28 protein-coding genes and 1 tRNA gene are annotated in these 25988 nt (G+C 65.7%); 17 read left to right on the forward strand and 12 right to left on the reverse strand.

The window, feature by feature from the left end; genetic code table 11:
• Positions 1-26: 26 nt before the first annotated feature.
• The 3 genes from VGN93_RS06020 to VGN93_RS06030 all read right to left on the reverse strand — a co-directional run bounded on the left by VGN93_RS06020 (position 27) and on the right by VGN93_RS06030 (position 1960).
• Positions 27-203, reverse strand: a complete 177-nt coding sequence (locus tag VGN93_RS06020) for a hypothetical protein (protein ID WP_319322159.1) — start codon at positions 201-203, stop codon at positions 27-29.
• Positions 204-301: 98 nt separating this feature from the next.
• On the reverse strand, positions 302-730 hold the full coding sequence (locus tag VGN93_RS06025; RefSeq protein WP_327506740.1) for an RbsD/FucU family protein: 429 nt from the start codon (positions 728-730) through the stop codon (positions 302-304).
• Positions 731-1960, reverse strand: coding sequence for an ROK family transcriptional regulator (locus VGN93_RS06030; protein ID WP_327506741.1), 1230 nt, complete (start codon positions 1958-1960; stop codon positions 731-733). It abuts the gene before it with no gap.
• 274 nt (positions 1961-2234) lie between these two features.
• Between VGN93_RS06030 and VGN93_RS06035 the strand changes: the two genes are divergently transcribed.
• From VGN93_RS06035 to pyrC, 5 genes are all read left to right on the forward strand, one after another.
• A complete protein-coding gene (locus VGN93_RS06035; RefSeq protein ID WP_327506742.1) occupies positions 2235-3260 on the forward strand; it encodes a sugar ABC transporter substrate-binding protein in 1026 nt (341 codons plus the stop codon).
• A gap of 265 nt (positions 3261-3525) precedes the next feature.
• Positions 3526-4626 (forward strand): ABC transporter permease, encoded by a 1101-nt coding sequence (locus tag VGN93_RS06040; protein ID WP_256118241.1) that lies wholly within the window; start codon positions 3526-3528, stop codon positions 4624-4626.
• Entirely contained in the window at positions 4626-5399 is a 774-nt protein-coding gene (locus VGN93_RS06045; RefSeq protein WP_319322146.1) for an ATP-binding cassette domain-containing protein, read from the forward strand. The genes VGN93_RS06040 and VGN93_RS06045 overlap by 1 nt, the downstream gene beginning before the upstream one ends.
• A complete protein-coding gene (locus tag VGN93_RS06050; RefSeq protein ID WP_327506743.1) occupies positions 5396-6019 on the forward strand; it encodes a nucleoside triphosphate hydrolase in 624 nt (207 codons plus the stop codon). Before VGN93_RS06045 ends, VGN93_RS06050 begins: the two co-directional genes overlap by 4 nt.
• A gap of 59 nt (positions 6020-6078) precedes the next feature.
• The gene (gene pyrC, locus VGN93_RS06055) at positions 6079-7119 is read left to right on the forward strand and encodes a dihydroorotase (protein WP_327506744.1); all 1041 of its coding nucleotides are present in this window, start codon (positions 6079-6081) and stop codon (positions 7117-7119) included.
• 4 nt (positions 7120-7123) lie between these two features.
• Here the strand turns inward: pyrC and VGN93_RS06060 are convergent, their stop codons facing one another.
• Entirely contained in the window at positions 7124-7885 is a 762-nt protein-coding gene (locus VGN93_RS06060) for a Crp/Fnr family transcriptional regulator (protein ID WP_327506745.1), read from the reverse strand.
• Between the two features lie 188 nt (positions 7886-8073).
• Between VGN93_RS06060 and VGN93_RS06065 the strand changes: the two genes are divergently transcribed.
• Complete coding sequence (locus tag VGN93_RS06065; RefSeq protein WP_319322136.1) at positions 8074-8472, forward strand: hypothetical protein; 399 nt, start codon at positions 8074-8076, stop codon at positions 8470-8472.
• Here the strand turns inward: VGN93_RS06065 and VGN93_RS06070 are convergent.
• Positions 8463-8912 (reverse strand): DoxX family protein, encoded by a 450-nt coding sequence (locus tag VGN93_RS06070; RefSeq protein WP_319322133.1) that lies wholly within the window; start codon positions 8910-8912, stop codon positions 8463-8465. The genes VGN93_RS06065 and VGN93_RS06070 overlap by 10 nt on opposite strands.
• 167 nt (positions 8913-9079) lie before the next feature.
• Between VGN93_RS06070 and VGN93_RS06075 the strand changes: the two genes are divergently transcribed.
• Positions 9080-9382, forward strand: a complete 303-nt coding sequence (locus VGN93_RS06075) for a SelT/SelW/SelH family protein (protein ID WP_327506746.1) — start codon at positions 9080-9082, stop codon at positions 9380-9382.
• A 57-nt stretch (positions 9383-9439) separates the two neighbouring features.
• On the opposite strand, the gene VGN93_RS06080 is transcribed toward VGN93_RS06075, so the two are convergent.
• On the reverse strand, positions 9440-9814 hold the full coding sequence (locus VGN93_RS06080; protein ID WP_319322127.1) for a BA14K family protein: 375 nt from the start codon (positions 9812-9814) through the stop codon (positions 9440-9442).
• Positions 9815-9947: 133 nt separating this feature from the next.
• On the opposite strand from VGN93_RS06080, the gene VGN93_RS06085 reads away from it, so the two are divergent.
• The 4 genes from VGN93_RS06085 to gdhA all read left to right on the forward strand — a co-directional run bounded on the left by VGN93_RS06085 (position 9948) and on the right by gdhA (position 14331).
• Positions 9948-11378, forward strand: a complete 1431-nt coding sequence (locus VGN93_RS06085) for a phosphomannomutase (RefSeq protein WP_327506747.1) — start codon at positions 9948-9950, stop codon at positions 11376-11378.
• A gap of 82 nt (positions 11379-11460) precedes the next feature.
• Positions 11461-11547 (forward strand) — tRNA-Leu (locus VGN93_RS06090).
• Positions 11548-11734: 187 nt separating this feature from the next.
• The gene (locus VGN93_RS06095; RefSeq protein WP_327506849.1) at positions 11735-12886 is read left to right on the forward strand and encodes an HPP family protein; all 1152 of its coding nucleotides are present in this window, start codon (positions 11735-11737) and stop codon (positions 12884-12886) included.
• A gap of 89 nt (positions 12887-12975) precedes the next feature.
• Positions 12976-14331, forward strand: coding sequence for an NADP-specific glutamate dehydrogenase (gene gdhA, locus VGN93_RS06100; protein WP_319321986.1), 1356 nt, complete (start codon positions 12976-12978; stop codon positions 14329-14331).
• 17 nt (positions 14332-14348) lie between these two features.
• On the opposite strand, the gene VGN93_RS06105 is transcribed toward gdhA, so the two are convergent.
• Positions 14349-14861 carry a hypothetical protein gene (locus tag VGN93_RS06105; RefSeq protein WP_327506748.1) on the reverse strand — a complete coding sequence of 171 codons (513 nt, stop codon included), beginning with the start codon at positions 14859-14861 and terminating at the stop codon, positions 14349-14351.
• 166 nt (positions 14862-15027) lie between these two features.
• The gene (gene rnk / locus VGN93_RS06110; RefSeq protein ID WP_327506749.1) at positions 15028-15447 is read right to left on the reverse strand and encodes a nucleoside diphosphate kinase regulator; all 420 of its coding nucleotides are present in this window, start codon (positions 15445-15447) and stop codon (positions 15028-15030) included.
• A 343-nt stretch (positions 15448-15790) separates the two neighbouring features.
• On the opposite strand from rnk, the gene VGN93_RS06115 reads away from it, so the two are divergent.
• Positions 15791-16483, forward strand: a complete 693-nt coding sequence (locus tag VGN93_RS06115) for a 5-formyltetrahydrofolate cyclo-ligase (RefSeq protein ID WP_414714032.1) — start codon at positions 15791-15793, stop codon at positions 16481-16483.
• Here the strand turns inward: VGN93_RS06115 and VGN93_RS06120 are convergent.
• The 3 genes from VGN93_RS06120 to VGN93_RS06130 form a co-directional block, all read right to left on the reverse strand.
• Positions 16447-17724 (reverse strand): MFS transporter, encoded by a 1278-nt coding sequence (locus VGN93_RS06120; protein ID WP_327506750.1) that lies wholly within the window; start codon positions 17722-17724, stop codon positions 16447-16449. The genes VGN93_RS06115 and VGN93_RS06120 overlap by 37 nt on opposite strands.
• On the reverse strand, positions 17721-18398 hold the full coding sequence (locus VGN93_RS06125; protein ID WP_327506751.1) for a FadR/GntR family transcriptional regulator: 678 nt from the start codon (positions 18396-18398) through the stop codon (positions 17721-17723). The genes VGN93_RS06120 and VGN93_RS06125 overlap by 4 nt, the downstream gene beginning before the upstream one ends.
• A gap of 79 nt (positions 18399-18477) precedes the next feature.
• Positions 18478-19509 (reverse strand): trans-3-hydroxy-L-proline dehydratase, encoded by a 1032-nt coding sequence (locus VGN93_RS06130; RefSeq protein WP_327506752.1) that lies wholly within the window; start codon positions 19507-19509, stop codon positions 18478-18480.
• A gap of 184 nt (positions 19510-19693) precedes the next feature.
• On the opposite strand from VGN93_RS06130, the gene VGN93_RS06135 reads away from it, so the two are divergent.
• From VGN93_RS06135 to VGN93_RS06145, 3 genes are all read left to right on the forward strand, one after another.
• On the forward strand, positions 19694-20392 hold the full coding sequence (locus VGN93_RS06135; protein WP_327506753.1) for a GntR family transcriptional regulator: 699 nt from the start codon (positions 19694-19696) through the stop codon (positions 20390-20392).
• 119 nt (positions 20393-20511) lie between these two features.
• Entirely contained in the window at positions 20512-21477 is a 966-nt protein-coding gene (locus tag VGN93_RS06140) for a dihydrodipicolinate synthase family protein (RefSeq protein ID WP_327506754.1), read from the forward strand.
• Positions 21478-21603: 126 nt separating this feature from the next.
• Entirely contained in the window at positions 21604-22236 is a 633-nt protein-coding gene (locus VGN93_RS06145) for a LysE family translocator (RefSeq protein WP_327506755.1), read from the forward strand.
• A gap of 35 nt (positions 22237-22271) precedes the next feature.
• Here the strand turns inward: VGN93_RS06145 and VGN93_RS06150 are convergent, their stop codons facing one another.
• Positions 22272-23309 (reverse strand): Ldh family oxidoreductase, encoded by a 1038-nt coding sequence (locus tag VGN93_RS06150; RefSeq protein ID WP_327506756.1) that lies wholly within the window; start codon positions 23307-23309, stop codon positions 22272-22274.
• Positions 23310-23455: 146 nt separating this feature from the next.
• Here VGN93_RS06150 and VGN93_RS06155 point away from each other — a divergent pair, with 146 nt between their 5' ends.
• On the forward strand, positions 23456-24973 hold the full coding sequence (locus VGN93_RS06155) for an aldehyde dehydrogenase (NADP(+)) (protein ID WP_327506757.1): 1518 nt from the start codon (positions 23456-23458) through the stop codon (positions 24971-24973).
• Positions 24974-25139: 166 nt separating this feature from the next.
• Positions 25140-25949: a transporter substrate-binding domain-containing protein gene (locus VGN93_RS06160; RefSeq protein ID WP_327506758.1), complete on the forward strand. Its 810-nt coding sequence runs from the start codon at positions 25140-25142 to the stop codon at positions 25947-25949.
• Positions 25950-25988 lie beyond the last annotated feature (39 nt).

The raw sequence follows: 25988 nt of genomic DNA on the forward strand, positions 1-25988 counted from the left end.
CGGGGAGGATCGACGGAAGGAAGAAATCAACGGCAAACCTTGATCTTCTTGATGATAACATTGCCGTAGTAGTCGTAGGACTTCACCTTCTTGATGAAGCAATAGGGTTCATAGCCGTAGCTGTAGTAGCCGGCCTGCGAGGGAGCGGCGAAGGAAACGGCTGCGACGAGGGCAACGGTGGCGGAAACGATGAACTTGCGCATGGGGTCTCTCCTGATCTCTGTTCGGGATGAGCCTCTCTCATCCAGTGATCAGACTTTCCCACATCGCCCCGCCGCGCGCTGTTCCGGATGGAACAGGGTCAGGGATAGATGACGCCCTTGCGCAGGATGACGTTTGCATAGAGCCGCGGCTCGCTCGTCTGCACCAGCGTATGGGCGGCGCGGACGCGGCTGTAGAAATCGGCGCCGACCAGCGGCACGACGATGCGCGTCGGCTCGCGGCGGGCGCAGCAATCGATGATCTCGTGGTGTACGGGCTGAAGCGTGTCGCGCTCCTGGCGGAAGGTGGAGCGGAAGATCGCCTCGTCGACGAAATCGTCGATCGGCAGCACCGAGAGCACGGCGTTGAGCACGGGCAAAAGCGGCACGCCGTCGAGGCGGATGAGCCTGCGGGCATGTTCGACGCCCGGATAATTGCCGTCGACGATGGCGATCTCGTCGCCGTGGCCCATGGCGCGCAGCGTCGACAGCAGCTCCGGGCTCAGGATGGGGTCGATACCTTTCAGCATTCAGGCAAGCTCCTTGAAGAGGACGTTCTGGTCGGGAAGATAGCGGGAGAACAGCGGCAGACTGGCGCCGCCGATCGAGCGGGCGTGGCTGCCGACGGCGCCTTCGAGGATTTCGGGCAGGGTGACGCCTTGCAGGTCGAGACGGGCGACGGCGGCGCGCGTCGCGGCAACCACGCGCTCGCGCACCCAGGCCGGGAAGCCGCCATCGATGATGACGGCGGAAAAGTCGATGACCGAGGCCGACGCCACGACCGCTTGAGCGAGTGCCGCCGCCATGTCGTCGATCCAGATTTCGAGCGGCGCGCCGAATTCGATCCAGTCGTCCGGCGAATACCAGAGCGGCTTCGGATCGACGCCGTGCTCGCGCAAGAGGTTCTCCAGCCGATAGATCGAGGCGATCTTCAGGAGCTGCACGGTCTCGCCGTCGCGGCCCTGCACCGGCAGCGGGCCGATGGCGCCGGCCGTGCCGGTGCGGCCGGTGAAGAGCGCGGAATTCAGCACCACGCCGCCGCCGATGAAGGAGCCGATGAACAGATAGAGGAAATCCGGATATTGCGGGCCGAGGCCGAAGACGAGCTCGGCGGCGCAGGCGCTGGTCGCGTCGTTCTGCAAGACGACCGGATAGGGCACGCGCCGGGCGATTTCTGCCTCCAGGTCGACGCCGCGCCATTGGTCCATGTCGGCCTGCGGCGCGCCGACCTCGCTTGCCCAACTCCAGAGCTCGAAGGGCGCCGCCACGCCGAAACCGGCGATGCGGGTGCGCTCCTGCGGCGTGATCGCGGCTTCCAGCTCGGCAAGCCCCTCTTCGACGAAGGCGAGCAGCGGGCCGGGCATCGGATAGGCAAAGGTGCGGCGGACCTGTCGGCGGATGCCGCCGACGAAATCCATCATGACGAGATCGGCGCTGCGGCGGCCGATCTTCAGGCCGAAGGAAAAGACGGCGTCGGGATTGAGCCGCATGGGCACGGAGGGCTGGCCGACCTTGCCGCGCATCGGCGCGCCGCGCATCAGCAGGCCTTCGGCTTCCAGCGCGCGCATGATGACCGTCACGGTCTGGGCGGAAAGGCCGCTGCGCCGGGCGATCTCGGCCTTCGAGAGGCTGCCGTGCCGACGCACCAGCGACATGACAAGCCGCTCGTTATAGGCCCGCACGCGCACCTGGTTGGCGCCCCCGCTCGGGTCGAGGATTTCGGCCGGCGCGGCGGGTGCCGTCGCGGCATTCTTTCTCATCGTCTCCTCCCGTGCCGGTCGCGGCGTCCTGCGCCTCTCCCGTCCTCTTATCGGCTGCCGTTCCGCTCTTCCACCGGAAACGACACGCCCTTGTTTGTCGAAGCATGACACATTGGATTAATAATTCAATTCGATTTATTTATTGACAGCGATTTCTTTTGGTGTTCTTTTCGTGCGTGGAAGCACGGTCTGCCGGCGGAGGAGCCGCTGGCCACCTGCGACCGGATGGCCCCAGGAGAGGGGCGCATCCCGTTCTGTCCTTGGGAGGATTACCATGAAGAAAACCATCATTTCCGCCGCTCTCGGCGCGCTCGCGCTCGGCGTCGCCTTCTCCTCGCCGGCTCTCGCCGCCGACACCACCGCCTGCCTGATCACCAAGACCGACACCAACCCCTTCTTCGTCAAGATGAAGGAAGGCGCCGAAGCGAAGGCCAAGGAAATCGGCGTCACGCTGAAGGCCTATGCCGGCAAGATCGACGGCGATTCGGAAAGCCAGGTCGCGGCTATCGAGACCTGCATCGCGGACGGCGCGAAGGGCATCCTGATCGCCGCATCCGACACGAAGGGCATCGTTCCCTCCGTGCAGAAGGCGCGTGATGCCGGCCTGCTGGTCATCGCGCTCGACACGCCGCTGGAGCCGGTCGACAGCGCCGACATGACCTTCGCCACCGACAACCTGCTCGCCGGCGAACTGATCGGCAAGTGGGCTGCCGCCACCCTCGGCGACGCCGCCAAGGACGCCAAGATCGCCTTCCTCAACCTGACGCCCTCGCAGCCTTCGGTCGACGTGCTGCGCAACCAGGGCTTCATGAAGGGTTTCGGCATCGACGTTAAGGACATCGGCAAGATCGGCGATGAGGACGATGCCCGCATCGTCGGCCATGACGTGACCAATGGCAACGAGGAAGGCGGCCGTACCGCCATGGAAAACCTTCTCCAGAAGGATCCGTCCATCAATGTCGTGCACACCATCAACGAACCGGCAGCAGCCGGCGCCTATGAAGCGCTGAAGGCCGTCGGCAAGGAAGGCGACGTGCTGATCGTATCGGTCGACGGCGGTTGCCCGGGCGTGCAGAACGTCGCGGATGGCGTCATCGGCGCGACCTCGCAGCAGTACCCGCTGATGATGGCGGCGCTCGGCATCGAGGCGATCAAGACGTTCGCCGACACCGGCGAAAAGCCGAAGGCGACCGAAGGCAAGGACTTCTTCGACACGGGCGTGACGCTCGTCACCGACAAGCCGGCAGCCGGCGTCGACTCCATCGACACCAAGGCCGGCAAGGACAAGTGCTGGGGCTGATGCCCCACCACGCCGGCCCGGGCTGACCGGGCCGGCATTCCGCTACGGACGGATCGGGTCCGCGTGAAACGCACCCTGCTTTGACATTCGCACAAGACATGGGCACCCTTCTTCGGCAGGCGACGGCGACAGCCGGGACCGCTTGGGGAGGAGACCGCCCAAAAATGGCGGCAGGTGCGCGAAAAGCGCCCGATCGGTGCGTCCGTACACCATTTCATCCGGCAAAGCCGCGACGGTCGGCACCCGGAAGGGGAGGAACTGGATCATGACTGAGACAACGACGGCCTCGCAGGGTTCGCAACCCTCGCAGCCATCGCAGGAATTCGAGAAGGTGCTGTCCGGCAGCGCGACGCAGGTCGCATCCTTCGACACGCACGACAAGACGCCCATCCAGAAATTCCAGCATTTCCTGCATTCGAGCCCGGCGGCCGTGCCGCTCATCGTGCTCGTACTGTCGGTGGCCATCTTCGGCGTCATTCTCGGCGGAAAGTTCTTCTCCGCCTTCACGTTGACGCTGATCCTCCAGCAGGTGGCGATCGTCGGCATCGTCGGCGCGGCGCAGACGCTGGTGATCCTGACGGCCGGCATCGACCTTTCGGTCGGCGCGATCATGGTGCTGTCCTCCGTCGTGATGGGCCAGTTCACCTTCCGCTACGGCCTGCCGCCGACGGTCGCCGTCCTCTGCGGGCTCGCCTGCGGCGCGCTCTGCGGCTACATCAACGGCCTGCTTGTCGCCCGCATGAAACTGCCGCCCTTCATCGTCACGCTCGGCATGTGGCAGATCATCCTCGCCTCGAACTTCCTCTATTCGGCCAACGAGACGATCCGCTCGCAGGACATTTCCTCGCAGGCGCCGCTCCTCCAGTTCTTCGGCAACAACCTCAAGCTCGGCAGCGCGGTCTTCACCTATGGCGTCATCGCCATGGTGCTGCTCGTGGCGCTGCTCTGGTACGTGCTGAACCACACCGCCTGGGGCCGCCACGTCTATGCGGTCGGCGACGACCCGGATGCGGCGGAACTTGCCGGCGTCAACGTCAAGCGCATGCTGGTCTCGATCTACACGCTGTCCGGCCTCATCTGCGCGCTGGCCGGCTGGGCGCTCATCGGCCGCATCGGTTCGGTCTCGCCGACCGCCGGCCAGTTCGCCAATATCGAATCGATCACGGCCGTGGTGATCGGCGGCATCTCGCTGTTCGGCGGGCGCGGCTCCATCCTCGGCATGATCTTCGGCGCGCTGATCGTCGGTGTCTTCTCGCTCGGCCTTCGCCTTATCGGCACGGACCCGCAATGGACCTATCTCCTGATCGGCGTCCTCATCATCTCGGCAGTCGCAATCGACCAGTGGATCAGAAAGGTAGCAGGCTGATGGAACCCATTCTCACCGCGCGCGGTCTCGTCAAGCGCTACGGCCGCGTCACCGCCCTCGACCATGCCGATTTCGACCTCTATCCCGGCGAAATCCTCGCCGTGATCGGCGACAACGGTGCCGGCAAATCCTCGATGATCAAGGCGATCTCCGGCGCCATCACGCCGGACGAGGGCGAAATCCGCCTGCAGGGCGAGGTGATCAACTTCCGCTCGCCGATCGAGGCGCGCAAGGCCGGCATCGAGACCGTCTACCAGAACCTCGCGCTCTCGCCGGCGCTGTCGATCGCCGACAACATGTTCCTCGGCCGCGAATTGCGCAAACCCGGCGTCATGGGCCAGTGGTTCCGCAAGCTCGACCGCTCGGCGATGGAAAAATTCGCCCGCGACAAGCTGTCGGAACTCGGCCTGATGACGATCCAGAACATCAACCAGGCGGTGGAGACCCTGTCGGGCGGCCAGCGCCAGGGTGTTGCGGTGGCGCGCGCCGCCGCCTTCGGCTCGAAGGTCATCATCCTCGACGAACCGACGGCCGCACTCGGCGTCAAGGAGAGCCGGCGCGTGCTGGAGCTCATCCTCGACGTGCGCCGGCGCGGCATTCCGATCGTGCTGATCTCGCACAACATGCCGCATGTCTTCGAGGTGGCGGACCGCATCCATATCCACCGGCTCGGACGGCGGCTCACGGTCATCAACCCGAAGGACTACACCATGTCCGACGCCGTCGCCTTCATGACCGGCGCCAAGCTGCCGGCGGAGGCGATCGCGGCATGATCTCGCCCGCCACCATCGTGGATGCACTCCAGCGGCGCGCGGGAGACGCGCGCCGCTTCCTGGTCGGCCTCGCCGGCCCGCCGGCGGCAGGAAAATCGACGCTGGCCGAGGTGCTGCGGGACGGCCTCGTCACCCGCGGCGAAAGCGCCGAAATCCTGCCGATGGACGGCTTTCACATGGACAACGGCATTCTCGCCGAGCGCGGCCTCTTGCCGCGCAAGGGCGCGCCGGAATCCTTCGACGGCCGCGGCTTCATCGATATCGTCACCGCGCTGAAACGGGCCGAGGGCGAAGTGCTGGTGCCGGTTTTCGACCGGTCGCGCGAGATCGCCATCAACGCCGCCCGCGCCATCCCGCGGGAAACCCGCTTCATCCTCGCCGAGGGCAATTACCTGCTCTTCAAGGATGCGCCCTGGGACGGGCTCGACGGCAAGTTCGACTTCACCATCTTCGTCGGTCCGCCCTACCCCGTGCTGGAGGAGCGGTTGCGCCGGCGCTGGATGGGCTATGCGCTGCCGGAGGACCAGATCGGCTGGAAGCTCTACGGCAACGACCTGCCGAACGGAAAGCGCATCCTGGAGAACTCGCGCCCCGCCGATCTCACCATCGACACCTTCTGAGGCGATTGTCGTTGTCGCCCGCGGATGCTATCGCAGCCGCAACACGCGGGAGATGACCGATGACCACTGAACTGACCATCCGCCGGCCGGACGACTGGCACCTGCACCTGCGCGACGGCGCCATGCTGGAAGGCGTGATCGGCGACACGAGCCGCCATTTCGCCCGCGCGATCATCATGCCGAACCTGGTGCCGCCGGTCGTCACCACCGCGGATGCCAGCGCCTATCGCGACCGTATCCTCGCCGCCCTTCCCAAGGGCGACCGGTTCGAGCCGCTGATGACGCTCTACCTCACCGAGCACACCGACCCCGACGACGTGGAAGCCGGCTATGAAAGCGGCCTGATCCGCGCCGTGAAACTCTATCCGGCTGGTGCGACGACCAATTCGCATGGCGGCGTGCGTGATATGGACAAAGCCATGCCCGTGCTGGAGCGCATGGCGAAGATCGGCCTGACGCTCTGCGTGCATGGCGAAGTGACGACACCGGAGGTCGATATCTTCGACCGCGAGGCGGTGTTCATCGAGACGGTTCTGGATCCGTTGCGCAACCGCCTGCCGGAATTGCGCGTGACCATGGAACACGTCACGACGAAAAACGGCGTCGACTATATCAAGGCCGCGAAGGCGAACCTCGCCGGCTCGATCACCACGCATCACCTGATCATCAACCGCAACGCCATCCTCGTCGGCGGCATCCGCCCGCATTATTACTGCCTGCCCGTCGCCAAGCGCGAGGAACACCGGCTGGCGCTGCGCGCGGCCGCGACCTCCGGCGACGCCCGCTTCTTCCTCGGCACCGATTCCGCGCCGCATGTCGATCCGCTGAAGGAATGCGCCTGCGGCTGCGCCGGCATCTACACCTCGATCAACACGATGAGCTGCCTTGCCCATGTGTTCGAACAGGACAGCGCGCTCGACAAGCTCGAAGCCTTCGCCTCGTTGAACGGCCCGGCCTGGTATGGCCTGCCGATCAACGAAGAGACGATCCGGCTGGTGAAACGGACCGCGCCCGTCGCCTTCCCGGCGAAGATCGAGACGGGGGCCGGGCCGGTGACGGTGTTCGACCCGATGTTCCCGCTGCATTGGGATGTCGTTTAAAACGCTAGATAAACGGGCGGGCTTCCTTCTTCATCCCTTCCCAGCCGGCCAGTGTCAGCAACCCGTCCGGGTCGAGGATCTCGCAACCCTTGTCCTGCCAGCGCATCAGATTGCGGTCGGACAGTTTGCGTAGCGTCTTGTTGGTGTGGACCAGCGACAGGCCGAGCGTGTCGGCTACATGCTGCTGCGTGATCGGGATGACGCGCCGTCCACCGTTGATGCCGGCCGATTTTGCCCGCTGGTGAATGAAGGACAGCAGATAGGCCGTACGCTCCAGCGCCGTGCGCCGGCCGATGCTAAGCAGGTGCTCGTCGAGGATGCGCTCCTCATGCGCGGCGATCCAGGTGAGATCATAGGCAAGCGAGGCATGGCGCTCGAAAAGGCGCTCCAGCTTGGAGCGCTCGAAGACGCAGAGCGTGACGGGCGTCAGCGCTTCCACCGAATGGTCCATCTCGCCCATCAGGCTGCCCTGCAGGCCGAGCAGGTCGCCGGGCAGCACATAGTTCATGATCTGGCGACGCCCGTCCGGCAGGAGCTTGTAGCGAAAGGCCCAGCCCGAGAGAACGGTGAAGAGATGGGCGCTGTGCATGCCCTCGACGACGATGGTCGCGCCGCGTTCGCTCGACAGTTCGCCGCTCTTGAACTGCGAGATGAAATCGAGTTCCTTCGCCGTAAAATCCCGGAATGTGGCGAGCCCTCTCAACGGACATTGATGGCAGGGCGTGCGCCATTTCGAATGGTGGTTGCCCGCCGTGCTGTTCGCCATGTCGCCCCTGTCCTTCCCGTTCAAAGCCCGGAACCGGGCTGGCTTCCTGAACGTCGGGCGTCGATACTTGTTCCGTGCGGCCGAATGCTATGTCTTTTTTAAATGACACCGCCCCCCCCTCGGCCCACATTCCGCGTCCAAAACCCCCGGTGATTCCGGCTGTTTCGCATGGATAGGAGTGCGGCACCATGGAACAATCTCTTCCGCACATCTTGATCGCCGAACGCGAATTCCTGATCGCGCTCGACGCGGAATACCTGATCAAGGCAGCGCTCGATTGCCGCATTTCGCTGCTGCGGCCCGAACAGCTCGACCAAATGGAAACGGCGGCGCTGGCGGATATCGATCTCTGCCTGCTCGACGTGCCGCTCGACGCGACCCGGATCACGGCGCGCATCGAACGGCTGATCGAGGCACGCGTGCCGCTGCTGTTCACCACCGTCGGCGAGATCCACCGCAATGGCGTCGCGGGCTTCGAGATCGTTCCCGTCGCCCGCAAGCCCTATGACGGCGAGACGCTGGTCGCGCTCGTCAGGGCGCGGCTGCGGCAAGGCCGGCAGCCGCACGAAGAGGTGGTTCAGAACTGACGGCCGAGCTTGGCATCGACCGAGTGGCTGTTTGCGCCGCGGATGACGAAGTAGAACATGATCAGCGTCCAGAGGATGGACTTTTCCGCGCCCATCAGGCCTTCGGCCTGCACGATACCGTGGAAATAGACGGTGACGGCCAGCACGATCATCGCCGCGAAGGCGGCGGGGCGCGTGAAGAGGCCGATGGCGATCAGGATGCCGCCGAAGAATTCGGTGGCCGCGAGCAGCGGTGACCAGAACGCACCGGGATAGAACCCGAGGCTTTCCACCATGCCGCTTGCGCCGAAGGGGTTCAGGATCTTGCCGTAGCCGTGCGTGACGAGAAGCAGGCCGGCCGCCACGCGCAGGATCGTTTCCGCGCTTTCGCTCAGCGCCGAATAGAGGCCGCCGAGCGAGGGAATGATGAGGCGCGGGCGGGAGGTGGAAAAGTCCGTCATGGGGTGTCCTGTCTCTATGTTGCAGTGCAACACCTCTCCGACAGGACCGTGGCTGCGACAAGATGTCCGCCGGTAAAACCTGATAAATTGAGTTGACATTGTTGTGAACGGATCGCGTGCCAAGCGGGCCGCCCTGCTATATGCTCCGGTGATCGAAGGAGGTGACCATGACCGGGGAAAAGCCACGCGTTTCCATTCTCTACTGTACCCAGTGCAACTGGCTGCTTCGCGCCGGATGGATGGCGCAGGAGCTGCTGTCGACCTTTTCCGGCTCGATCGGCGAGGTGGCACTCATTCCCGGAACCGGCGGCAATTTCGAGATCCGCGTCGGCGACGCCCTCGTCTGGGAGCGCAAGCGCGACGGCGGTTTTCCGGGGCCGAAGGAGCTGAAGCAGCGCGTGCGCGACGTCATCGAGCCGGGCCGCGATCTCGGTCATACGGACCGGGTGGCCGACAATATCGCCGGCTGAAACACAAACGGCGGGCCAGGGCCCGCCGTCCGTGTCATGACCTAGGATCGTTCGTGCTTACCGATAGGGCGAATAGCACAGGCGATAGACCCCGCCGCCGGCATGGTAGCGGTTGGTATAGGGGTCGTAGGTGCGGTAGCGGTTGGAGCACCATTCGACATGTGCCCCGCGTCCACCGTAATAGCGCGGCCGCTCGTAGCGCGGACGATAATAGCGGCGCTCGTAACCACCGTAATACGGGCGATAGTGGCGACGATGGTAACGGCGCTCGCAGCCATAGCCGTAGCAGAACTCCACCTGCGCCTGCGTGACGTCACTTTTCGTCTCTACCTTCGGTACGGCGAGAGGAACGGCCTGGGCCGCCCCCATGGGCGCGATCGCGGAGGCAATCCCCATCGCGCAACCGAAAACGAGATTTCGAATCTTCAACATGTTGATCCTCACTGTTCCTGGCGGGATATTTCCCTGTCACGTCCCTGCTTTGCATTACGTTCACGCATTTTGTTTTATTCATGGTCGCGCTATCCCCTGGAACACAGGACCGCTGGAGACATGAGGTGACCGCATGAGCCTGAAATTCGGAACCAGCGGCCTGCGCGGCCTGTCGGTCGATCTCGAAGGGCCTGCCACCGCGCTCTACGCCACCGCCTTTGCCCGCCACCTGCTTGCCGCCGGCTTCGCCCGCAAGGGCGACGACATCCTCGTCGGCCGCGATTTTCGCGCCTCCAGCCCGGCGATCGCGGCAATCGCCATCGCAGCCCTTCGCAAGGCCGGCTTCAACCCACGCGATTGCGGCGCGCTGCCGACGCCGGCACTCGCGCTGACCGGCCTTGCGCGAAACGCCGCCTGCCTGATGGTGACGGGTTCGCATATCCCCGCCGACCGCAACGGCATCAAATTCTATCGGCCGGACGGCGAGATCGACAAGGCGGACGAGGCCGCGATCACCGCCGCCGCCGACGCGATCCGTGCCGAGGGTACGGGCTTCGACGCGGCCCGGGAGACCGCGGACGACCTCCACGCGGAGACCATGGCGCTCTACGAGGCGCGCAACCGCGCGCTTCTGCCGGAGGGAAGCCTCGCCGGCCTCAGGGTCGGCGTCTACCAGCATTCGACGGTGGCACGCGATCTCTTCGTCGCGGTGCTGATCCACTATGGTGCGGATGTCGTGGCGCTCGGCCGGTCGGAGACCTTCATTCCGGTCGATACGGAAGCGGTTTCCCCCGAAACCGTGACGCTGCTCCAGGGCTGGGCGGTGCAGCACGGCCTGCGCGCCATCATCTCGGCTGACGGCGACGGCGACCGGCCGCTCATCACGGACGAGACCGGTATGCCGATCCGCGGCGATCTCGTCGGCCTCATCGCCAGCCGCTTCCTCGGCGCGACCATTGTGGCCACGCCGGTGACCTCGAATTCCGGCATCGAGGCGGCCGTTGCCGGCAAGGTGCTGCGCACCAGGGTCGGCTCGCCCTTCGTGATCGCCGCGATGAACGACGCCATCGCGAGCGGCGAAACCGCCGTCGCCGGCTTCGAGGCGAATGGCGGCACGCTGACCGCCACGCCCTTCACCGTGAACGGCCAGGCGCTCGCCCCGTTACCGACCCGCGACAGCCTCATGCCGTTGCTTGCCGTGCTGGCACTCGCCGCTGCGGAAAGCCGGCCGCTCTCGCAGATCACCGCCGGCTTCGCCCTGCCTGCGGCCGCCAGCGACCGACTGGAGGATTTTCCGGTCGAAACCAGCGCCGCCCTGATGGCGGAGCTGCGATCGGGCGCAGGCGCGCTTTCCGCCTTCCTCGCCCCCATCGGCGTGCCGATGAAGACAAGCGATATCGATGGGCTGCGCGTGACGCTGGACGATGCCAGCGTCATCCACTTCCGTCCCTCCGGCAATGCGCCGGAAATGCGCTGCTACGTGGAAGCCAAGGACGAGGCCGCCGCCGCCCGGTTGCTCGCGGCCGGACTGGCGCGCATTCGCGAATGGGCTCTCAGCCGGTAAACAAGGTTTTCGCCAAGCTGTTGCAAAAACTTCAAAAAGCCTGTTGACACAAGAGTGTGGGCCTTCTACATGGCTCTCCGTCGCCCAGATGGCGGAATTGGTAGACGCGCCAGCTTCAGGTGCTGGTACTCGAAAGGGTGTGGAGGTTCGAGTCCTCTTCTGGGCACCAAATTCCCACTCCGGTTTTTCCGGATTGTGCCAAAAAAGCCCGGTTTTTCCGGGCTTTTTTGTTGCCTGCGATTCGTCGCCCTCACCCTCGTTCACGGCAAAACAGAATCTTCCCGTCGCACCCTTGCGTCCCCGGCGCGTTAGGCACATAAGCCTAGAAAATAGTCATCTGCCTTTTTAAGACCAGGATCATCGTGGCCCCACCTCAGCACGATGCCCAGAAATCGGGCATTCTGTCCAAGTTCCGGCTCTTCTTTCCCATTCTCGCCGGCGCCACGCTCAAGGAACGCCTGATCGGCTGCCTCGGCGCCCTGATCGGCATCTGCCTCACCGGCCTCGTCTGCGGCCTCTTCATGGGCCAGGGCCCGCATCTCCCATTGATCGTCGCGCCCATCGGCGCCTCCGCCGTGCTTCTTTTCGCCGTGCCAGCAAGCCCGCTTGCCCAGCCGTGGTCGATCGTCGGCGGCAACACGATCTCCGCCTTCGTCGGCGTCACCGTCACCACGCTCGTGACCGACCCGACCCTCGCCATCGGCCTTGCCGTGGCGCTCGCCATCCTCGTCATGTCGCTGACCCGCTCACTGCATCCGCCGGGCGGCGCCGCGGCCCTCACGGCCGTCATCGGGGGCGCCGCCGTCACGCGGGCCGGCTTCTGGTTCCCGCTCGTGCCGATCGCCATCAATTCGCTGATCCTCGTGGCGCTCGGCATGATGTTCCACAGGCTGGCCGGGCGGCAGTACCCGCATCGCCAGACGATCGCGCCCGTCAACACGCACAAGACCGCCGATCCGCCCGCCGCCTTGCGCGTCGGCTTCAACAGCGAGGACATCGACACCGCCATTGCCAGCCTGAACGAGACGCTCGACATCAGCCGGGCCGACCTCGACGCGCTGCTCCGGCAGGTCGAACTGCAGGCGCTGTTGCGCCAGCGCGGCGAACTCACCGCGGCCGACATCATGTCGCGCGATGTGGTGACGGTCGCCGCGAATGCTTCCGCCGACGAGGCGCGCGCGCTGCTGCTCGACCACGACATCCGCACCCTGCCCGTGCTCGACGGCGACGGGCGCCTGCTCGGCACGGTCGGCCTGCGCGAACTCGCCGCCATGGCGCCCGCGACCCATCTTCCCGTCTCTGAAGCCGCGACCGCAAGCGCCTCCGACCCGGCGATCGGCCTCGTGCCGCGCCTGACCGACGGCAGCATCCACGCCGTCGTCGTCATCGATGACAACAGCCGCGTCATGGGCATCATTTCCCAGACCGATCTTCTGGCCACGCTTGCCAAAAGCCTCTCCCGGACCGGCCCGGCCGGCCTGATGGGCGGCTACGGGCAGGGCATCTGACATCATGCCCGAACGATGTCACCCGAGGCCTGCCGGTGCCAGACCGGCGGCCCCTCTTCCCGAAATATGAGACCGAAAGGAGTGTCGCCATGGCGACCGTCGACGAGAAGCTTGAACCGATCCTTGCCCAGGTGTTGCAGCGCAATCCGGCGGAACCGGAGTTCCACCAGGCCGCCCGCGAAGTGCTGGAAAGCCTCGGCCTCGTCGTCTCGAAACACCCGGACTACCTGACGGACGCGCTGATCGAGCGCATCTGCGAGCCGGAGCGCCAGATCATCTTTCGCGTGCCCTGGGTGGACGATCGCGGCCAGGTGCACATCAACCGCGGTTTTCGCGTGCAGTTCAATTCGGCGCTCGGGCCCTACAAGGGCGGCCTGCGCTTCCACCCCTCGGTCAATCTCGGCATCATCAAATTTTTGGGCTTCGAACAGATCTTCAAGAACGCCTTGACCGGCCTGCCGATCGGCGGCGGCAAGGGCGGCTCGGATTTCGATCCGAAGGGCCGCTCCGATGGCGAGATCATGCGCTTCTGCCAATCCTTCATGACGGAACTGCACCGCCATCTCGGCGAGCATACCGACGTGCCGGCCGGCGATATCGGCGTCAGCGGCCGCGAGATCGGCTGGATGTTCGGTCAGTACAAGCGGCTGACCAACCGCTTCGAGGCGGGCGTCTTCACCGGCAAGGGGCTGAGCTATGGCGGCTCGCTGGTTCGCAAGGAGGCGACCGGGTACGGCGCGGTCTATTTCACCCGCGCCATGCTCTCGACCAGGGGCTCCGGCTTCGAGGGCAAGCGGGTCACCGTCTCGGGCTCCGGCAATGTGGCGATCTACGCCATGGAACAGGCGATCAGATACGGCGCCAGGGTCGTCGCCTGCTCGGACAGCAGCGGCTACATCGCAGACGAGGAGGGCATCGACCTTTCGCTCGTCAAGGAGATCAAGGAAGTGCGCCGCGAGCGACTGTCCGAATATGCGCGCGCCAAGACCAAGGGCGTGCATTTCATCGCGTCCGGCAAGGGCTCGATCTGGGACGTGCCCTGCGACGTGGCGCTGCCCTGCGCCACGCAGAACGAACTTTCCGGCAAGGATGCGAAGACGCTGATCGCAAACGGCGTCATCGCGGTGGCCGAGGGCGCCAACATGCCGTCGACGCCGGAGGCCGTGCGCGCCTTCCAGGAGACGGGGGTGCTGTTCGGGCCCGGCAAGGCGGCCAATGCCGGCGGCGTGGCCACCTCGGCGCTCGAAATGCAGCAGAATGCCAGCCGGGACAGCTGGAGCTTCGAGCAGGCGCGTGAACGGCTCGGCCAGATCATGCAGGGCATCCACGATCGCTGCGCCGGCACGGCGGAGGAATATGGCGCCAAGGGCAATTACGTGCTCGGCGCCAACATTGCCGGCTTCACCCGCGTGGCGGAAGCCATGCGCGCGCAGGGCGTGATCTGACGGGCCTTCGCCCGCCTTCAGGCAGCAGACGGCCCCGGACCCCTTCCGGGGCCGTTTTCATTCGCCGCCGTGAAGGCGCGTTCGACGAAGCCGCCGGCAATCAGCCGGAAAGGGTGCCGTGGCGCTAACGGGACAGGATCCGCGCCGGCCGGCTGGAAGAGCACCTTCTCCAGCACGATCCAGTCCCGCCGGCCCTCCGGCCGATCGAAGGCCATCGATTGACCTTCGCGCAATCCGAGAAGGGCAAGGCCGTAGAACGTGGTGATCGGCAGGAAGGCGCCGCCCGGCGCATAGCTGCCGGGAAGGCAGAGCCTGCGGGTATCCGTAAGCCCGCTTGCGCAGCGGAACGACACGCGTGCATCGATCATCGCCAGATCGGCGGGGGCGCGCACCTCCTTGGCTAACCGGCCGGCCGACGCCTTGCGCTTCAGGAGCGCCAGCCATTCCGGCGTGAGCGGTGGCCAGTCGCGCAGCATCTTGTCCAATACATATCCGTCTCTCGCCGTGAGCATCGCGGGATCCTGTCCCATCGCCATTCTCCATCCTGCCCGCGCTTCAGGCGGGACATCCGAAAATCCATGGTGGAGAAGCCCCCTGGCCGCGGGTGCGGCACAGGGGGTCACGATCCTGCGATGAGGCAACCTCCGATGCGCCCGACGTCGGAGAAGGACAGGAATTTCATGGCCGGCAAAACCCTCAGCAGGCGCGCGCTTCGTCCGCCGCATGAACGGCGATGACGCTGAGGCGCCGCAGCCGGCCATCGCGCGCCGCCCACTGGATCGACTGGCCGGCGGAAAGGCCGAGAAGGGCGGCACCGACCGGCGTCAGCACGGAAATGCGCTGGCGGGAAATATCGGCATCCTTCGGGAACACCAGTTCGGCGCTCTGCGGTGCCTCGTCGTCGATCTGGAATTGCGCGACGGAGCCCATGCGCATCACGCCGGGCGCCAAACGCGCGTCGTCGACGACCTTTGCGCGGTCGAGTTCGGCGGCGAGCTGCTCGGCGGCATGGGGATCGCGCGCCGCCAGCATGTCGGCGAGGTTCGACAGGCGGGCATGTTCGGAACGGGCGATGGTGATGGCAGGCCGGCGCCTGTCTTTGGTCTTGGTGATCATGGGAACCTCACGACACGGTTCGCGCAGCCTGGCCGGCGCGCGGAAAAGGGAAAAACGGGGAACATGTCGCGCTCTTCTGTCGCGGTTCCCGTCATATGACGAAACCGCTATCGCCCCACGACCGGGGCGCGACGCGTCCAAGCCGAGGGGCTAGTGTCCTGCGAGCGGAAACAACCGCTTCAGAAACCGGGCTATGGAGTGCATCATCGTCATGCGGCCATGATGGCGTGAGCCTGCCGGCAAAGTCAAGCCGCCGCGGCCGAACGCCCCTGCGACAGGAATTCGTTTGCCACATAAGGAAACCGGGATCATTCTGACGACAAGCCACCCTGCGGAGGCCAACATGATGGATGACGACGACATTCCCGCCAGTTTTGCCTCGCCGGCCTGCTTCATGCATGAGGTCGATCCGGCCTATCTCGGCCTGCCCGATCAGCAGACCTGGACCGACGTCAATCGCTGGCGCAAAAACGAACGCGAGCGGCTGATCGCTGCGCGGCTCGCGGTGCCGGCTGATGTACGAGCATCCTATGGCGAGGCGATCGCCGCCGGCGTGCTGGCGGAAATCGGCGATGTCAGCGGCCGCATCCTCAGCGCCTACTGGCCCTTTCGCGGCGAGCCGGACCTTCGGCCGTTGCTTGACGAAGTGGCCAAGCGCGGCGGCAGGACGGCGCTGCCGGTCGTCGTCGAGAAGGGACGGCCGCTGGAATTCCACCTCTGGCAATCGGGCGAGGCGCTGTCGCGCGGCGTCTGGAACATTCCCATCCCGGCCGAATCGCGCCCCTGCCTGCCGGATATCGTGCTCGCGCCGGTCGTCGGCTACGATGCCGCCTGCTACCGGCTCGGCTACGGCGGCGGCTTCTTCGACCGCACATTGGCGGCCCTGCCGGCGAGGCCGCGCGTCATCGGCGTCGGCTACGGCGCGGCGCGGCTGGCGACGATCTATCCGCAGCCGCACGACATTGCGATGGACATCATCGTGACCGAGGCGGGCACCGTTCAGCCCGCGGTTTCCACGGTGCGCGCATTCACATAAAGCGCGCGCCCTGCAAACCAGCCGTTCACCGCAGCGCCGAGGCCAAGCGCCACGAAAAGCACCGCGCTCCAGGCAAAACTGCCGGTCCAGCCGCGAATGAGGCCGACGACGAGCGGCCCGATGGCGGCGAGCAGATAGCCGACGCATTGCGCCATGCCGGACAGATGCGCCGCGACATGCGGATCGCGGGTGCGCAGCACGATGACGGTCATCGCCACCGCGATCAGCCCGCCCTGCCCGATGCCCTGCAGCACCGCCCAGAACCACACCGTCCACAGCGGCGCGAAGAGCAGGCCGAGAAGGGCGACGACGGCGATGGCGCAGAGCGCGACATTGATCAGCCGCTGGTCTTTTCCACGCACGGCGAGATGCGGCGCGACGAGGCAGGCGCCGGCCTGCACCATCACGGACATGGAGACGATGGCGCCGGCCGTGACGCCGTCGAGCCCGCGTTCGCGCAGGATCGGCACCAGCCAGCCGAAGACGCAATAGGCAAGTGCCGATTGCAGGCCCATGAAAAGCGTGACCTGCCAGGCCACCCGGTCTCGCCACAGGCCTTCGACACGAAAGCCCGTGCGCTTGGCCTGCATGCGCGTGGACAGCACCTGCGGCAGCCAGAGCAGGCCGACGATCACCGCGGGCACCGCCCAGATCGCCAGCGCGCCATCGAGCGAGCCGCCGAGCGCATGCTCGACCGGCAGCGTCAGGCCGGCGGCACTCGCGGCGCCCGCGCAGAGCGCCATCGTGTAGCAGCCCGTCATCAGCGCCGCCTTGTCGGGAAAATCGCGTTTGACGAGGCCGGGCAGGAGGACATTGCCGACCGCGATGCAGGCGCCGGCGAGCGCCGTGCCGAAGAACAGCAATGGCAGGGAAGAGAAGCCGCGCAGCGCCGTGCCGAGCGCCAGCAGGAAGACGACGGCGAGCAATGTGCGCTCCGTGCCGATCCGCTGGGCAAGCCGTGGCGCCAGCGGCGAAAACAGCCCGAGGCAGACGACGGGCAGCGTCGTCAGCAGGCTGGCGCCGGTGGCGGAGAGGCCAAGATTCTCGCGGATTTCCGGCAGCAGCGCCGAGGCGCTGGAGAAGACGGGCCGCAGGTTGAAGGCGATGAGCACGAGGCTGGCGCCGAGCAGAAAGCGGGCAACCGGCGTCGGCGGCCGGTGCGGAGCCGGCGCCGGCACGCTGTCGGCTTCGGCGTCGATCAGGTCGATGGCGCCGGGATCGTTCGGGTCGGGATTTCTCATGACATCAGCAACCGGTCGAGGGCGGAAAGGACGGGCGCCATGAAGCGGCGCACCGCCGCATCCGCCGCATCCGGATCGCCGCTCTCGATGGCGTCGACGATCGCGGCATGGGCGGCCATGTCCGGCTCCGGCAGGTCCTCGCCGAGCGTCGCCTCGATGGTCTCGGTGATCAGCGTCGAGAAGAAATCGAACATGCCCGTCAGCACGCCGTTGCCCGATGCGGCGATCACCGCCTGGTGGAAAGCGAGATCGCGGGCGATGAAGGCTGCCTTGTCGCCGCCCTCGTAGTTGCCGCGCTCGGTGAGCAGGCCGCGAAGCCCGGCGATCACCGCCGGCGTCTGGCGCATAGCCGCAAGCCGCGCGGCCTGCGCATCGAGCGCCAGGCGGGCCTCGAACTGGTCGCGCAGGCCGGCGCGGCGTGCCATGGTGAGCGGACGGCTCGTATCGGCGGTCGAGAGTACATAGGTGCCGGAGCCCTGCCGCGTCTCGAGATAGCCCTGCGAGACGAGCACGCGCACGGCCTCGCGCACCGTGCCGCGGCTCACCGACAGCATAGCCGACAGCGCCGCCTCGTTCGGCAGCCTTTCGCCGATCCCCCAGCGCTGGCGAAGGATTTCATTGCGGATCGCCTCGACGGCCGTGTCGGCGAGATTGGTTTTGCTGAGGGAGCGCATCGTCAAATCACCAAGTCATCAGATGACTTGGTGATTATCGCGATTTCGGGGAAAGGTCAAAGCCAATTCCGGCGAAGCACTATTGCTTGCGCGGCCAGGTGTCGGCCAGGCGGTAGCCGGCCGGCCACGGGTCATCCGGATCGAGCATGACCTGGCTGGTGCCGGTGATCCAGGCGCGGCCGGAAATTTCCGGCACGATGGCGGGGCGTCCGCCGACGGTGATTTCGCCGACGATGCGGCAATCGAAGCGCGAATCGAGGATCGAATAACCGGAGAAGCTTTGGCCGACCTTGATCTGGCCGCGGGCATGCAGCACGGCCATGCGCGCCGAGCAGCCCGTGCCGGTCGGCGAGCGGTCGAGCTTTGCGGGCTGGATGACGACGGTGTTGCGGCCATGCAGCACGCCGTCGCGTTCCTCCACCGGCAAAGTCAGCTGGCAGAACGAGATGTGGTTCCATTCCGGATTTTCCGGATGGGTGAAGCCGAGCTGTTCGTTGGCCGCCTTTGTGATGCGGATGCCGGTTTCGGCGAGTTCGCGGGCCTCGTCCGGTGTGATGGAAAACCCGAGCGCGCGGGCATCCGCAAAGACGAAGCTGTCGCCGCCATAGGCGGTGTCGACGGTCAGCGTGCCGAGGCCCTCGACTTCCAGCTTGGCATCCAGCCTGTCGGCGAAGGAGGGCACGTTGGTGACGGTGATGCGCTCGGCCTTGCCATTGCGGCAGGTGGCGACGACATCGACCAGCCCGCCCGGCGCTTCGAGGATCATGTGCGTCTCCGGCTCGACCATCGGCACGATGCCGCTGTCCAGCAGCACGGTGGAGACGCAGATCGAGTTCGAGCCGGACATCGGCGGCGTGTCCTCCGGCTCCATGATGATGAAGCCTATGGTGGCGCGCGGGTCCTTCGGCGGCACCAGCAGGTTGATGTGGCGGAAGACGCCGCCGCGCGGCTCGTTCAGCACGAAATTCCGCAACGTCTTGTCCTCGGCGATGAAATTGCGCTGCTCCCACAGCGTGGCGCCGGGCGGCGGCGCGACGCCGCCGATGATGACATCTCCCACCTCGCCTTCGGCGTGGCAGGAGACGATGTGGATGACCTTGCTGCTGCGCATGACGCGTTCTCCGATTTTCGAGCGTTTTAACCCTGCGAGCCGACCTGCGGCCCGAACCTCGGCGACAAAGCGCCGAACTATTGCTTCTGACGGCTTGACGGCGCTTTCGCCAAAGGGCTCCCTTAAAACGATTGATAGAGCCGACAGAGAGTTGTATTTCTTATGTCGACAAGAGGATTTTTTGATGAGTGATACCGATTCCCTGCCCGAACGCAAGCGAGGCTCCGGCGTCAAGATGGTCTACGACCTTCTGCGCGACGAGATTCTGGATCTGAAGATCGCGCCCGGCAGCCCGGTCGACGAGGTGCAGCTTGCCGAGCGGTTCAAGATGTCGCGCACGCCGATCCGCGAGGCGCTGGTGCGGCTCGCCGGCGAAGGGCTGATCGAGACCCTGCCGAACCGTTCCACCATGGTGTCGAACATCGACTTCCTCAATCTCAACACGCTTTTCGACGCGCTGGTGCTGATGTACCGGGTGACGACGCGGCTGGCGGCGCAGAGCCACCGGCCGGAGGACCTGCCGATCATCCGCGGGTTTCACGAGGATTACGCGGCGGCGGTTGCGGCGCGCGACACGCTGGCGATGATCGCCACCAATGTCGCCTTCCACGCCGCGATCGCCGAGGCCGGCCGCAACCCCTATTTCACCGGATTGTTTCGCCGGCTTCTCGACGAGGCGCGTCGGATCCTGCGGCTCTATTACCAGTCCTACGAAGAGCAGTTCCCGCAGCGTTTCGTCGACGAACATGCGGAAATCATCGCGGCGATCGAGGCGCGTGACTTGGACGCTGCCGACCGGCTGGGCAAGGCGCATGCCGAGCAGATCGTGGCGCAGGTTCAAAAGCTGTTCAGCCGCAACGACCGGCTCGACATCGCCCTGTGAATGCACTGTATTTTTCTTGTCGACAAATAAAATACAAGATGCTATGACCACCATCAAGAGACGGGGAGGCATCGTGCCGGCCCGCCGGACCGACCGAACAGCCCGAGAAGGAGACCGACATGAAGGCCAAGATTTTTTCCGGCGTGATCCCCGCCCTGATGACGCCCTGCAGGGACGACCGCAGCCCGGACTTCGACGCGCTGGTGCGCAAGGCCAAGGAACTCATCGAAAAGGGCATGTCCGCAGTCGTCTATTGCGGCTCCATGGGTGACTGGCCGCTGCTCACGGACGCGCAGCGCATGGAAGGCGTCGAGCGCCTGGTGAAGGCCGGCATTCCGGTCATCGTCGGCACCGGCGCAGTCAACACCGCCTCGGCCGTGGCGCACGCCGCGCATGCCCAGAAGGTCGGCGCGCAGGGCCTGATGGTCATCCCGCGCGTGCTGTCGCGCGGCACCGTCGTCGCCGCCCAGAAGAACCACTTCAAGGCGATCCTGTCGGCCGCTCCGGACCTGCCGGCCGTCATCTACAACAGCCCCTATTACGGCTTCGCCACCCGCGCCGACCTGTTCTTCGCGCTGCGCCAGGACCACAAGAACCTCGTCGGCTTCAAGGAATTCGGCGGCGCTGCCGACATGCGTTATGCGGCGGAAAACATCACCAGCCGCGACGACGACGTCTCGCTGATGATCGGCGTCGATACCTGCGTGTTCCACGGCTTCGTCAATTGTGGCGCCGTCGGCGCGATCACCGGCATCGGCTGCGTGCTGCCGAAGGAAGTGATCCACATGTGCAACCTCGCACAGGCCGCCGCCAAGGGCGATGCAGATGCCCGCAGCCGCGCGCTGGAGCTGGAATCGGCCCTCGGCGTGCTCTCCTCCTTCGACGAAGGCCCGGATCTGGTGCTCTACTTCAAGCACATGATGGTGCTGAAGGGCGACAAGGAATACACGCTGCACTTCTACGCGGACGACGCGCTTTCCGACAGCCAGCGCGGCTATGTCGAAACCCAGCTGAAGCTGTTCGACACCTGGTATGCCGAATGGAGCAAGCTGCCGGGCGCCGTGCAGACCTACAAGGCCGCCTGATCCAGGCCGTTTTCTCGTAACGTGCTCGCCGCCGGCAGCCGACGCTGCGGGCGGCGTTCGTTCGGGATTGCCGTGACGGCTCTCTTCTGCGACGGTCGCGGCCGAACCGAACGAGAGGAACCCGAAATGCCTTCCCTGGACGTGCTGCTCACCTTTGCCGTCACCACGGCGATCTTCGCCTTCATTCCCGGCCCCGCGATGCTCTATGCCGCGGCCCGGACGATGGCGGGCGGGCGCAAGGCGGGTCTGATGGCGGTCTTCGGCCTCCATCTCGGCGCCTACGCCCATATCATCGCGGCCGCCGCCGGGCTCTCCGCTCTGTTCCACGCGATTCCGGTCGCCTATACCGGCGTCAAGCTCTTAGGCGCGGCCTATCTGGTCTGGCTCGGGATTTCGCTGTTCCGATCGAAGGACGTGGAGGCGGAGAGCGAGGCGGGCGCCGCTCCGAGAAACGGGCGCCGCGCGTTCATCGAAAGTGTCACCGTCGAGGTGCTGAACCCGAAGACGGCGATCTTCTTCCTCGCTTTCCTGCCACAGTTCGTGGATGCGGGCGCCGGCCTGCCGATATGGGCGCAGCTCGCCATTCTCGGCACGGTGGTCAACCTGATCTTCACCTTCGCCGACGTCGTCATCGTGATGCTCGCGGACGTGATCCTCGCACGGCTGAAGCGGTCTAGCGGGGTGCAGGCGCTGGTGCGCAAGGCGGGCGGCACGGTGCTCATCGGGCTCGGCGCCCATCTCGCCCTGCAAAAGGGCTGAGGACCGCGACAAAAAGGCTGCCTCGGTCCAGATTGTCACGCTACCGCGTCGAGGCCGAGCGCCAGCAGACGATCGAGCTGGTCCGTCTCGGCGGTCGTCAGCGAGACCCCTTCCGTCTCGGATTTTTTACGGGCGACGAAGCGGCGCTGCGAGGGCAGGCGCGCACCCTGGCCGACGATCGCCTCGAACAGCACTTCGGCGCGGGCGAAGGGATCACCCTGGCGGCCGGCGGAAAAGGCTTCCGGCGACAGGGCGATGATCAGCTCGCCATGGGCGGGCGCGAGCGTCGTCGTGCCGAGCTGGGCGAGTGCTTCGGGGCTTGTGAGATCGCCGATCATGACGCCGGCGAGAAGCTCGATCATCGTGCTGATGGCAGAACCCTTGTGGCCGCCGAAGGGCAGCATGGCGCCGGCGAGCGCCGCTTCCGGGTCCGTCGTCGGGTTGCCTTCGGCGTCGATCGCCCACCCCTCCGGCAGCTTTTTGCCGGCACGGCGGTGCAGCTCGATCTCGCCGCGGGCGGCAACCGAGGTGGCGAAGTCGAAGACATAGGGCGACTGGTTCGGGCGCGGCCAGCCGAAGGCGAAGGGATTGGTGCCGAACAGCGGCTTGTTGCCGCCGGTCGGCGCCACGGTCGCATAGCTCGGGCACATGACGAGGCCGGCCAGGCCCTCGCCGGTCACCGCCTCGACTTCTGGCCAGAGTGCGGAAAAATGCGTGCAGTCGTTGATGACGAGGGAGGCAAGGCCGAGCTTTCGGGCGCGCTCGGCAAGTGCGGGCACGCCGAGTTCGAAGGCCGGATTGGCAAAACCGCCATTGGCATTGACCTTCACGATGGCCGAGCCCTCGTTCAGCTCCAGCTCCGGCACCGCATCCGGATTGACCTTGCCCGCCTTGACCGTGCGCAGCGCACCCTCGATGCGGTAGATGCCGTGCGATTTGCAGGCGTCCCGCTCGCCGGCGACGATCACCCTTGCGAGCGCGCCGGCCTGCACATCGTTCAATCCGGCCTTCCGGAAGATCGCTTCGACACGCGCGTGGAGGTCGGCAATCGTCAAGATGGAGGTTTGCGTCATCGTTCGTCTCTCAAGGCTGGTGCCAACCGCGGCAGGTTGGTCATTGAACATTTGCATACATAGAGTATACAAGATTTCGACAAGTGCAATTCGCTCCGCGATATCTTACATCGGGCAATCTCTATACCGCGAGAAAGGTACGTCAAATGGCTTTCACCCCCAATGGAAAACACCTCGTCGCCGGCGAATGGCTGGAGGGCGACGGTACTTTCACCTCGTCGCCGGCCCATGGCCCCGCGCATGACTTCGCTGTCGGCACGGTGGCACTCGTCAATCGCGCCGCGGAAGCGGCCGAAGAGGCCTTCCTCAGCTACGGCTATTCCTCACGCGCGACACGCGCCGGTTTTCTGCGCGCCATCGCCGACGAGATCGAGGCGCGCGCCGACGCCATCACCGAAATCGGCAGCCAGGAAACCGGCCTGCCGGAAGCCCGCCTGCAGGGCGAGCGCGGCCGCACCACCGGCCAGCTTCGCCTCTTTGCCGACCATATCGAGAAGGGCGATTATCTCGACCGTCGCGTCGATGCCGCCCTGCCCGACCGCCAGCCGCTGCCCCGCACTGAAATCCGCCTGATCCAGCGGCCGATCGGCCCGGTTGCCGTGTTCGGTGCCTCGAACTTCCCGCTCGCTTTCTCGACGGCCGGCGGCGACACGGCCGCGGCGCTTGCCGCCGGTTGCCCCGTCGTGGTGAAGGGTCACTCCGCCCATCCGGGCACCGGCGAAATCGTCGCCGAGGCGATCGTAGCCGCAATCCGCAAGACCGGCGTGCATCCGGGCGTCTTCTCGCTCATCCAGGGCGGCAACCGCCAGGTCGGCGAGGCCGTGGTGCAGCATCCGCTGATCAAGGCGGTCGGCTTCACCGGTTCGCTCGCCGGCGGCCGCGCGCTGTTCAACCTCTGCGCCGCGCGTCCCGAGCCGATCCCGTTCTTCGGCGAACTCGGCTCGGTCAACCCGATGTTCCTGCTGCCGGAAGCGCTGAAGGCGCGCGCCGAAGGGCTCGGCCAGGGCTGGGCGGGTTCGCTCACCATGGGCGCCGGCCAGTTCTGCACCAATCCGGGCATCGCCATCGTGACGGACGGACCCGATGCCGACCGCTTCACCGCCGCCGCCGTGGAAGCGCTCGGCAAGGTCGGCCCGCAGACCATGCTGACCGACGGCATCGCCAAGGCCTATCACGACGGCCAGGCGCGCTTCGAAAGCCGCAACACGGTGAAGCCGCTGTTTTCGAGCGAATCCTCCGGCCGCACCGCGCTGCCGAACCTCTTCGAGATCTCCGGCGACCAGTTCTTGGCCGACCATGCGCTCTCCGAAGAAGTCTTCGGCCCGCTCGGCCTCGTCGTGCGCGTCGGCTCCGTCGGCGCGATGGAAGCGCTTGCCCGCACCTTCGAAGGCCAGTTGACCGCGACCATCCACATGGATGCCGGCGACCTTGAGGATGCCAAGCGGCTGCGCCCGGTCCTCGAGCGCAAGGCCGGCCGCGTGCTGGTCAACGGCTTCCCGACCGGCGTGGAAGTGGTGGATTCCATGGTCCATGGCGGCCCCTACCCGGCCTCGACGAATTTCGGCGCGACCAGCGTCGGCACGATGTCGATCCGCCGTTTCCTGCGTCCCGTTTCCTACCAGAACATGCCGGAAGGCCTTCTGCCGGAAGATTTCCTCAACTGATTCAGCACCTTGATCGGGCCGTCCGAAGGGGCGGCCCGGTCTGCATATTTTCTGCGTCCTTGGTATATACTTTTTGTATATTCGTTGTATTTTAAGGCCGGTTGCCGTTTTGGCGAAGGAGGAACCTGCGCCGACGGAATCGACTGACCAATCCAGGGAGAGAGAAATGAAGAAGACCTCGGTCCTCGCCTTCGGCCTCGTGGCCGCCACCGCTCTGACCAGCCCGGCCAAGGCCGACAAGCTGGACGACATCATCGCGTCGGGCACGCTGCGCTGCGCCGTCGTTCTCGATTTCCCGCCGATGGGCGCGCGCGACGAGAGCAACAACCCGATCGGTTTCGACGTCGACTATTGCAACGACCTCGCCAAGGCGCTCGGCGTCACGGCCGAGATCGTCGAAACGCCCTTCCCGGAGCGCATCCCGGCGCTGATGTCCGGCCGCGTCGATGTCGGTGTCGCCTCCACCTCCGACACGCTGGAGCGCGCCAAGACCGTCGGCATGACGATCCCCTACTTCGCCTTCGAAATGGCCGTCACCGCCAATGACAAGTCGGGCGTAAAATCCTTCGAGGACATGAAGGGCAAGACGGTCGGCGCCACCGCCGGCACGTTCGAGGCCATCGCGCTCGAAAACTCGGTCAAGGCATGGGGCGGCGGCGAGTTCCGTCCGTACCAGACCCAGGCCGACGTCTTCCTGGCGCTGAGCCAGGGCCAGATCGACGCCACGGTCTCCACCTCGACGGTCGCCCAGGCCAATGTCAAGACCGGCAAGTTTCCCGGCATCTCGGTGGTCGGCAAGGCGCCCTACGACATCGACTATGTCGCACTCTTCACCAACCGCGAAGAATACGGCCTGATCAACTACCTGAACCTCTTCATCAACCAGCAGGTTCGCACCGGCCGCTACAAGGAACTCTACGAGAAGTGGGTCGGCGGCGACGTGCCGGACCTCTCGGTCGGCGGCGTCTACCGCTAAGAGAGCCGTTTCCAAGGCGGCGCGGGATTTCCTTCCGCG

Origin of the sequence: Shinella sp., from assembly GCF_035998705.1 — a bacterium.
Classification (GTDB): Bacteria; Pseudomonadota; Alphaproteobacteria; order Rhizobiales; family Rhizobiaceae; genus Shinella.

Excerpts from the sequence above, each read along its gene's own strand:
- VGN93_RS06125 (WP_327506751.1), bottom strand. The coding sequence starts at position 18,398 with ATGCGCTCCCTCAGCAAAACCAATCTCGCCGACACGGCCGTCGAGGCG.
- VGN93_RS06150 (WP_327506756.1), bottom strand. The coding sequence starts at position 23,309 with ATGACGCAAACCTCCATCTTGACGATTGCCGACCTCCACGCGCGTGTC.
- VGN93_RS06075 (WP_327506746.1), top strand. The coding sequence starts at position 9,080 with ATGACCGGGGAAAAGCCACGCGTTTCCATTCTCTACTGTACCCAGTGC.
- pyrC (WP_327506744.1), top strand. The coding sequence starts at position 6,079 with ATGACCACTGAACTGACCATCCGCCGGCCGGACGACTGGCACCTGCAC.
- VGN93_RS06050 (WP_327506743.1), top strand. The coding sequence starts at position 5,396 with ATGATCTCGCCCGCCACCATCGTGGATGCACTCCAGCGGCGCGCGGGA.
- rnk (WP_327506749.1), bottom strand. The coding sequence starts at position 15,447 with ATGATCACCAAGACCAAAGACAGGCGCCGGCCTGCCATCACCATCGCC.
- VGN93_RS06035 (WP_327506742.1), top strand. The coding sequence starts at position 2,235 with ATGAAGAAAACCATCATTTCCGCCGCTCTCGGCGCGCTCGCGCTCGGC.
- VGN93_RS06025 (WP_327506740.1), bottom strand. The coding sequence starts at position 730 with ATGCTGAAAGGTATCGACCCCATCCTGAGCCCGGAGCTGCTGTCGACG.
- VGN93_RS06120 (WP_327506750.1), bottom strand. The coding sequence starts at position 17,724 with ATGAGAAATCCCGACCCGAACGATCCCGGCGCCATCGACCTGATCGAC.
- VGN93_RS06045 (WP_319322146.1), top strand. The coding sequence starts at position 4,626 with ATGGAACCCATTCTCACCGCGCGCGGTCTCGTCAAGCGCTACGGCCGC.
- VGN93_RS06030 (WP_327506741.1), bottom strand. The coding sequence starts at position 1,960 with ATGAGAAAGAATGCCGCGACGGCACCCGCCGCGCCGGCCGAAATCCTC.
- VGN93_RS06135 (WP_327506753.1), top strand. The coding sequence starts at position 19,694 with ATGAGTGATACCGATTCCCTGCCCGAACGCAAGCGAGGCTCCGGCGTC.
- VGN93_RS06140 (WP_327506754.1), top strand. The coding sequence starts at position 20,512 with ATGAAGGCCAAGATTTTTTCCGGCGTGATCCCCGCCCTGATGACGCCC.
- VGN93_RS06020 (WP_319322159.1), bottom strand. The coding sequence starts at position 203 with ATGCGCAAGTTCATCGTTTCCGCCACCGTTGCCCTCGTCGCAGCCGTT.
- VGN93_RS06040 (WP_256118241.1), top strand. The coding sequence starts at position 3,526 with ATGACTGAGACAACGACGGCCTCGCAGGGTTCGCAACCCTCGCAGCCA.
- gdhA (WP_319321986.1), top strand. The coding sequence starts at position 12,976 with ATGGCGACCGTCGACGAGAAGCTTGAACCGATCCTTGCCCAGGTGTTG.
- VGN93_RS06065 (WP_319322136.1), top strand. The coding sequence starts at position 8,074 with ATGGAACAATCTCTTCCGCACATCTTGATCGCCGAACGCGAATTCCTG.
- VGN93_RS06145 (WP_327506755.1), top strand. The coding sequence starts at position 21,604 with ATGCCTTCCCTGGACGTGCTGCTCACCTTTGCCGTCACCACGGCGATC.
- VGN93_RS06060 (WP_327506745.1), bottom strand. The coding sequence starts at position 7,885 with ATGGCGAACAGCACGGCGGGCAACCACCATTCGAAATGGCGCACGCCC.
- VGN93_RS06105 (WP_327506748.1), bottom strand. The coding sequence starts at position 14,861 with ATGGGACAGGATCCCGCGATGCTCACGGCGAGAGACGGATATGTATTG.
- VGN93_RS06130 (WP_327506752.1), bottom strand. The coding sequence starts at position 19,509 with ATGCGCAGCAGCAAGGTCATCCACATCGTCTCCTGCCACGCCGAAGGC.
- VGN93_RS06115 (WP_414714032.1), top strand. The coding sequence starts at position 15,791 with ATGATGGATGACGACGACATTCCCGCCAGTTTTGCCTCGCCGGCCTGC.
- VGN93_RS06160 (WP_327506758.1), top strand. The coding sequence starts at position 25,140 with ATGAAGAAGACCTCGGTCCTCGCCTTCGGCCTCGTGGCCGCCACCGCT.
- VGN93_RS06155 (WP_327506757.1), top strand. The coding sequence starts at position 23,456 with ATGGCTTTCACCCCCAATGGAAAACACCTCGTCGCCGGCGAATGGCTG.
- VGN93_RS06085 (WP_327506747.1), top strand. The coding sequence starts at position 9,948 with ATGAGCCTGAAATTCGGAACCAGCGGCCTGCGCGGCCTGTCGGTCGAT.
- VGN93_RS06080 (WP_319322127.1), bottom strand. The coding sequence starts at position 9,814 with ATGTTGAAGATTCGAAATCTCGTTTTCGGTTGCGCGATGGGGATTGCC.
- VGN93_RS06070 (WP_319322133.1), bottom strand. The coding sequence starts at position 8,912 with ATGACGGACTTTTCCACCTCCCGCCCGCGCCTCATCATTCCCTCGCTC.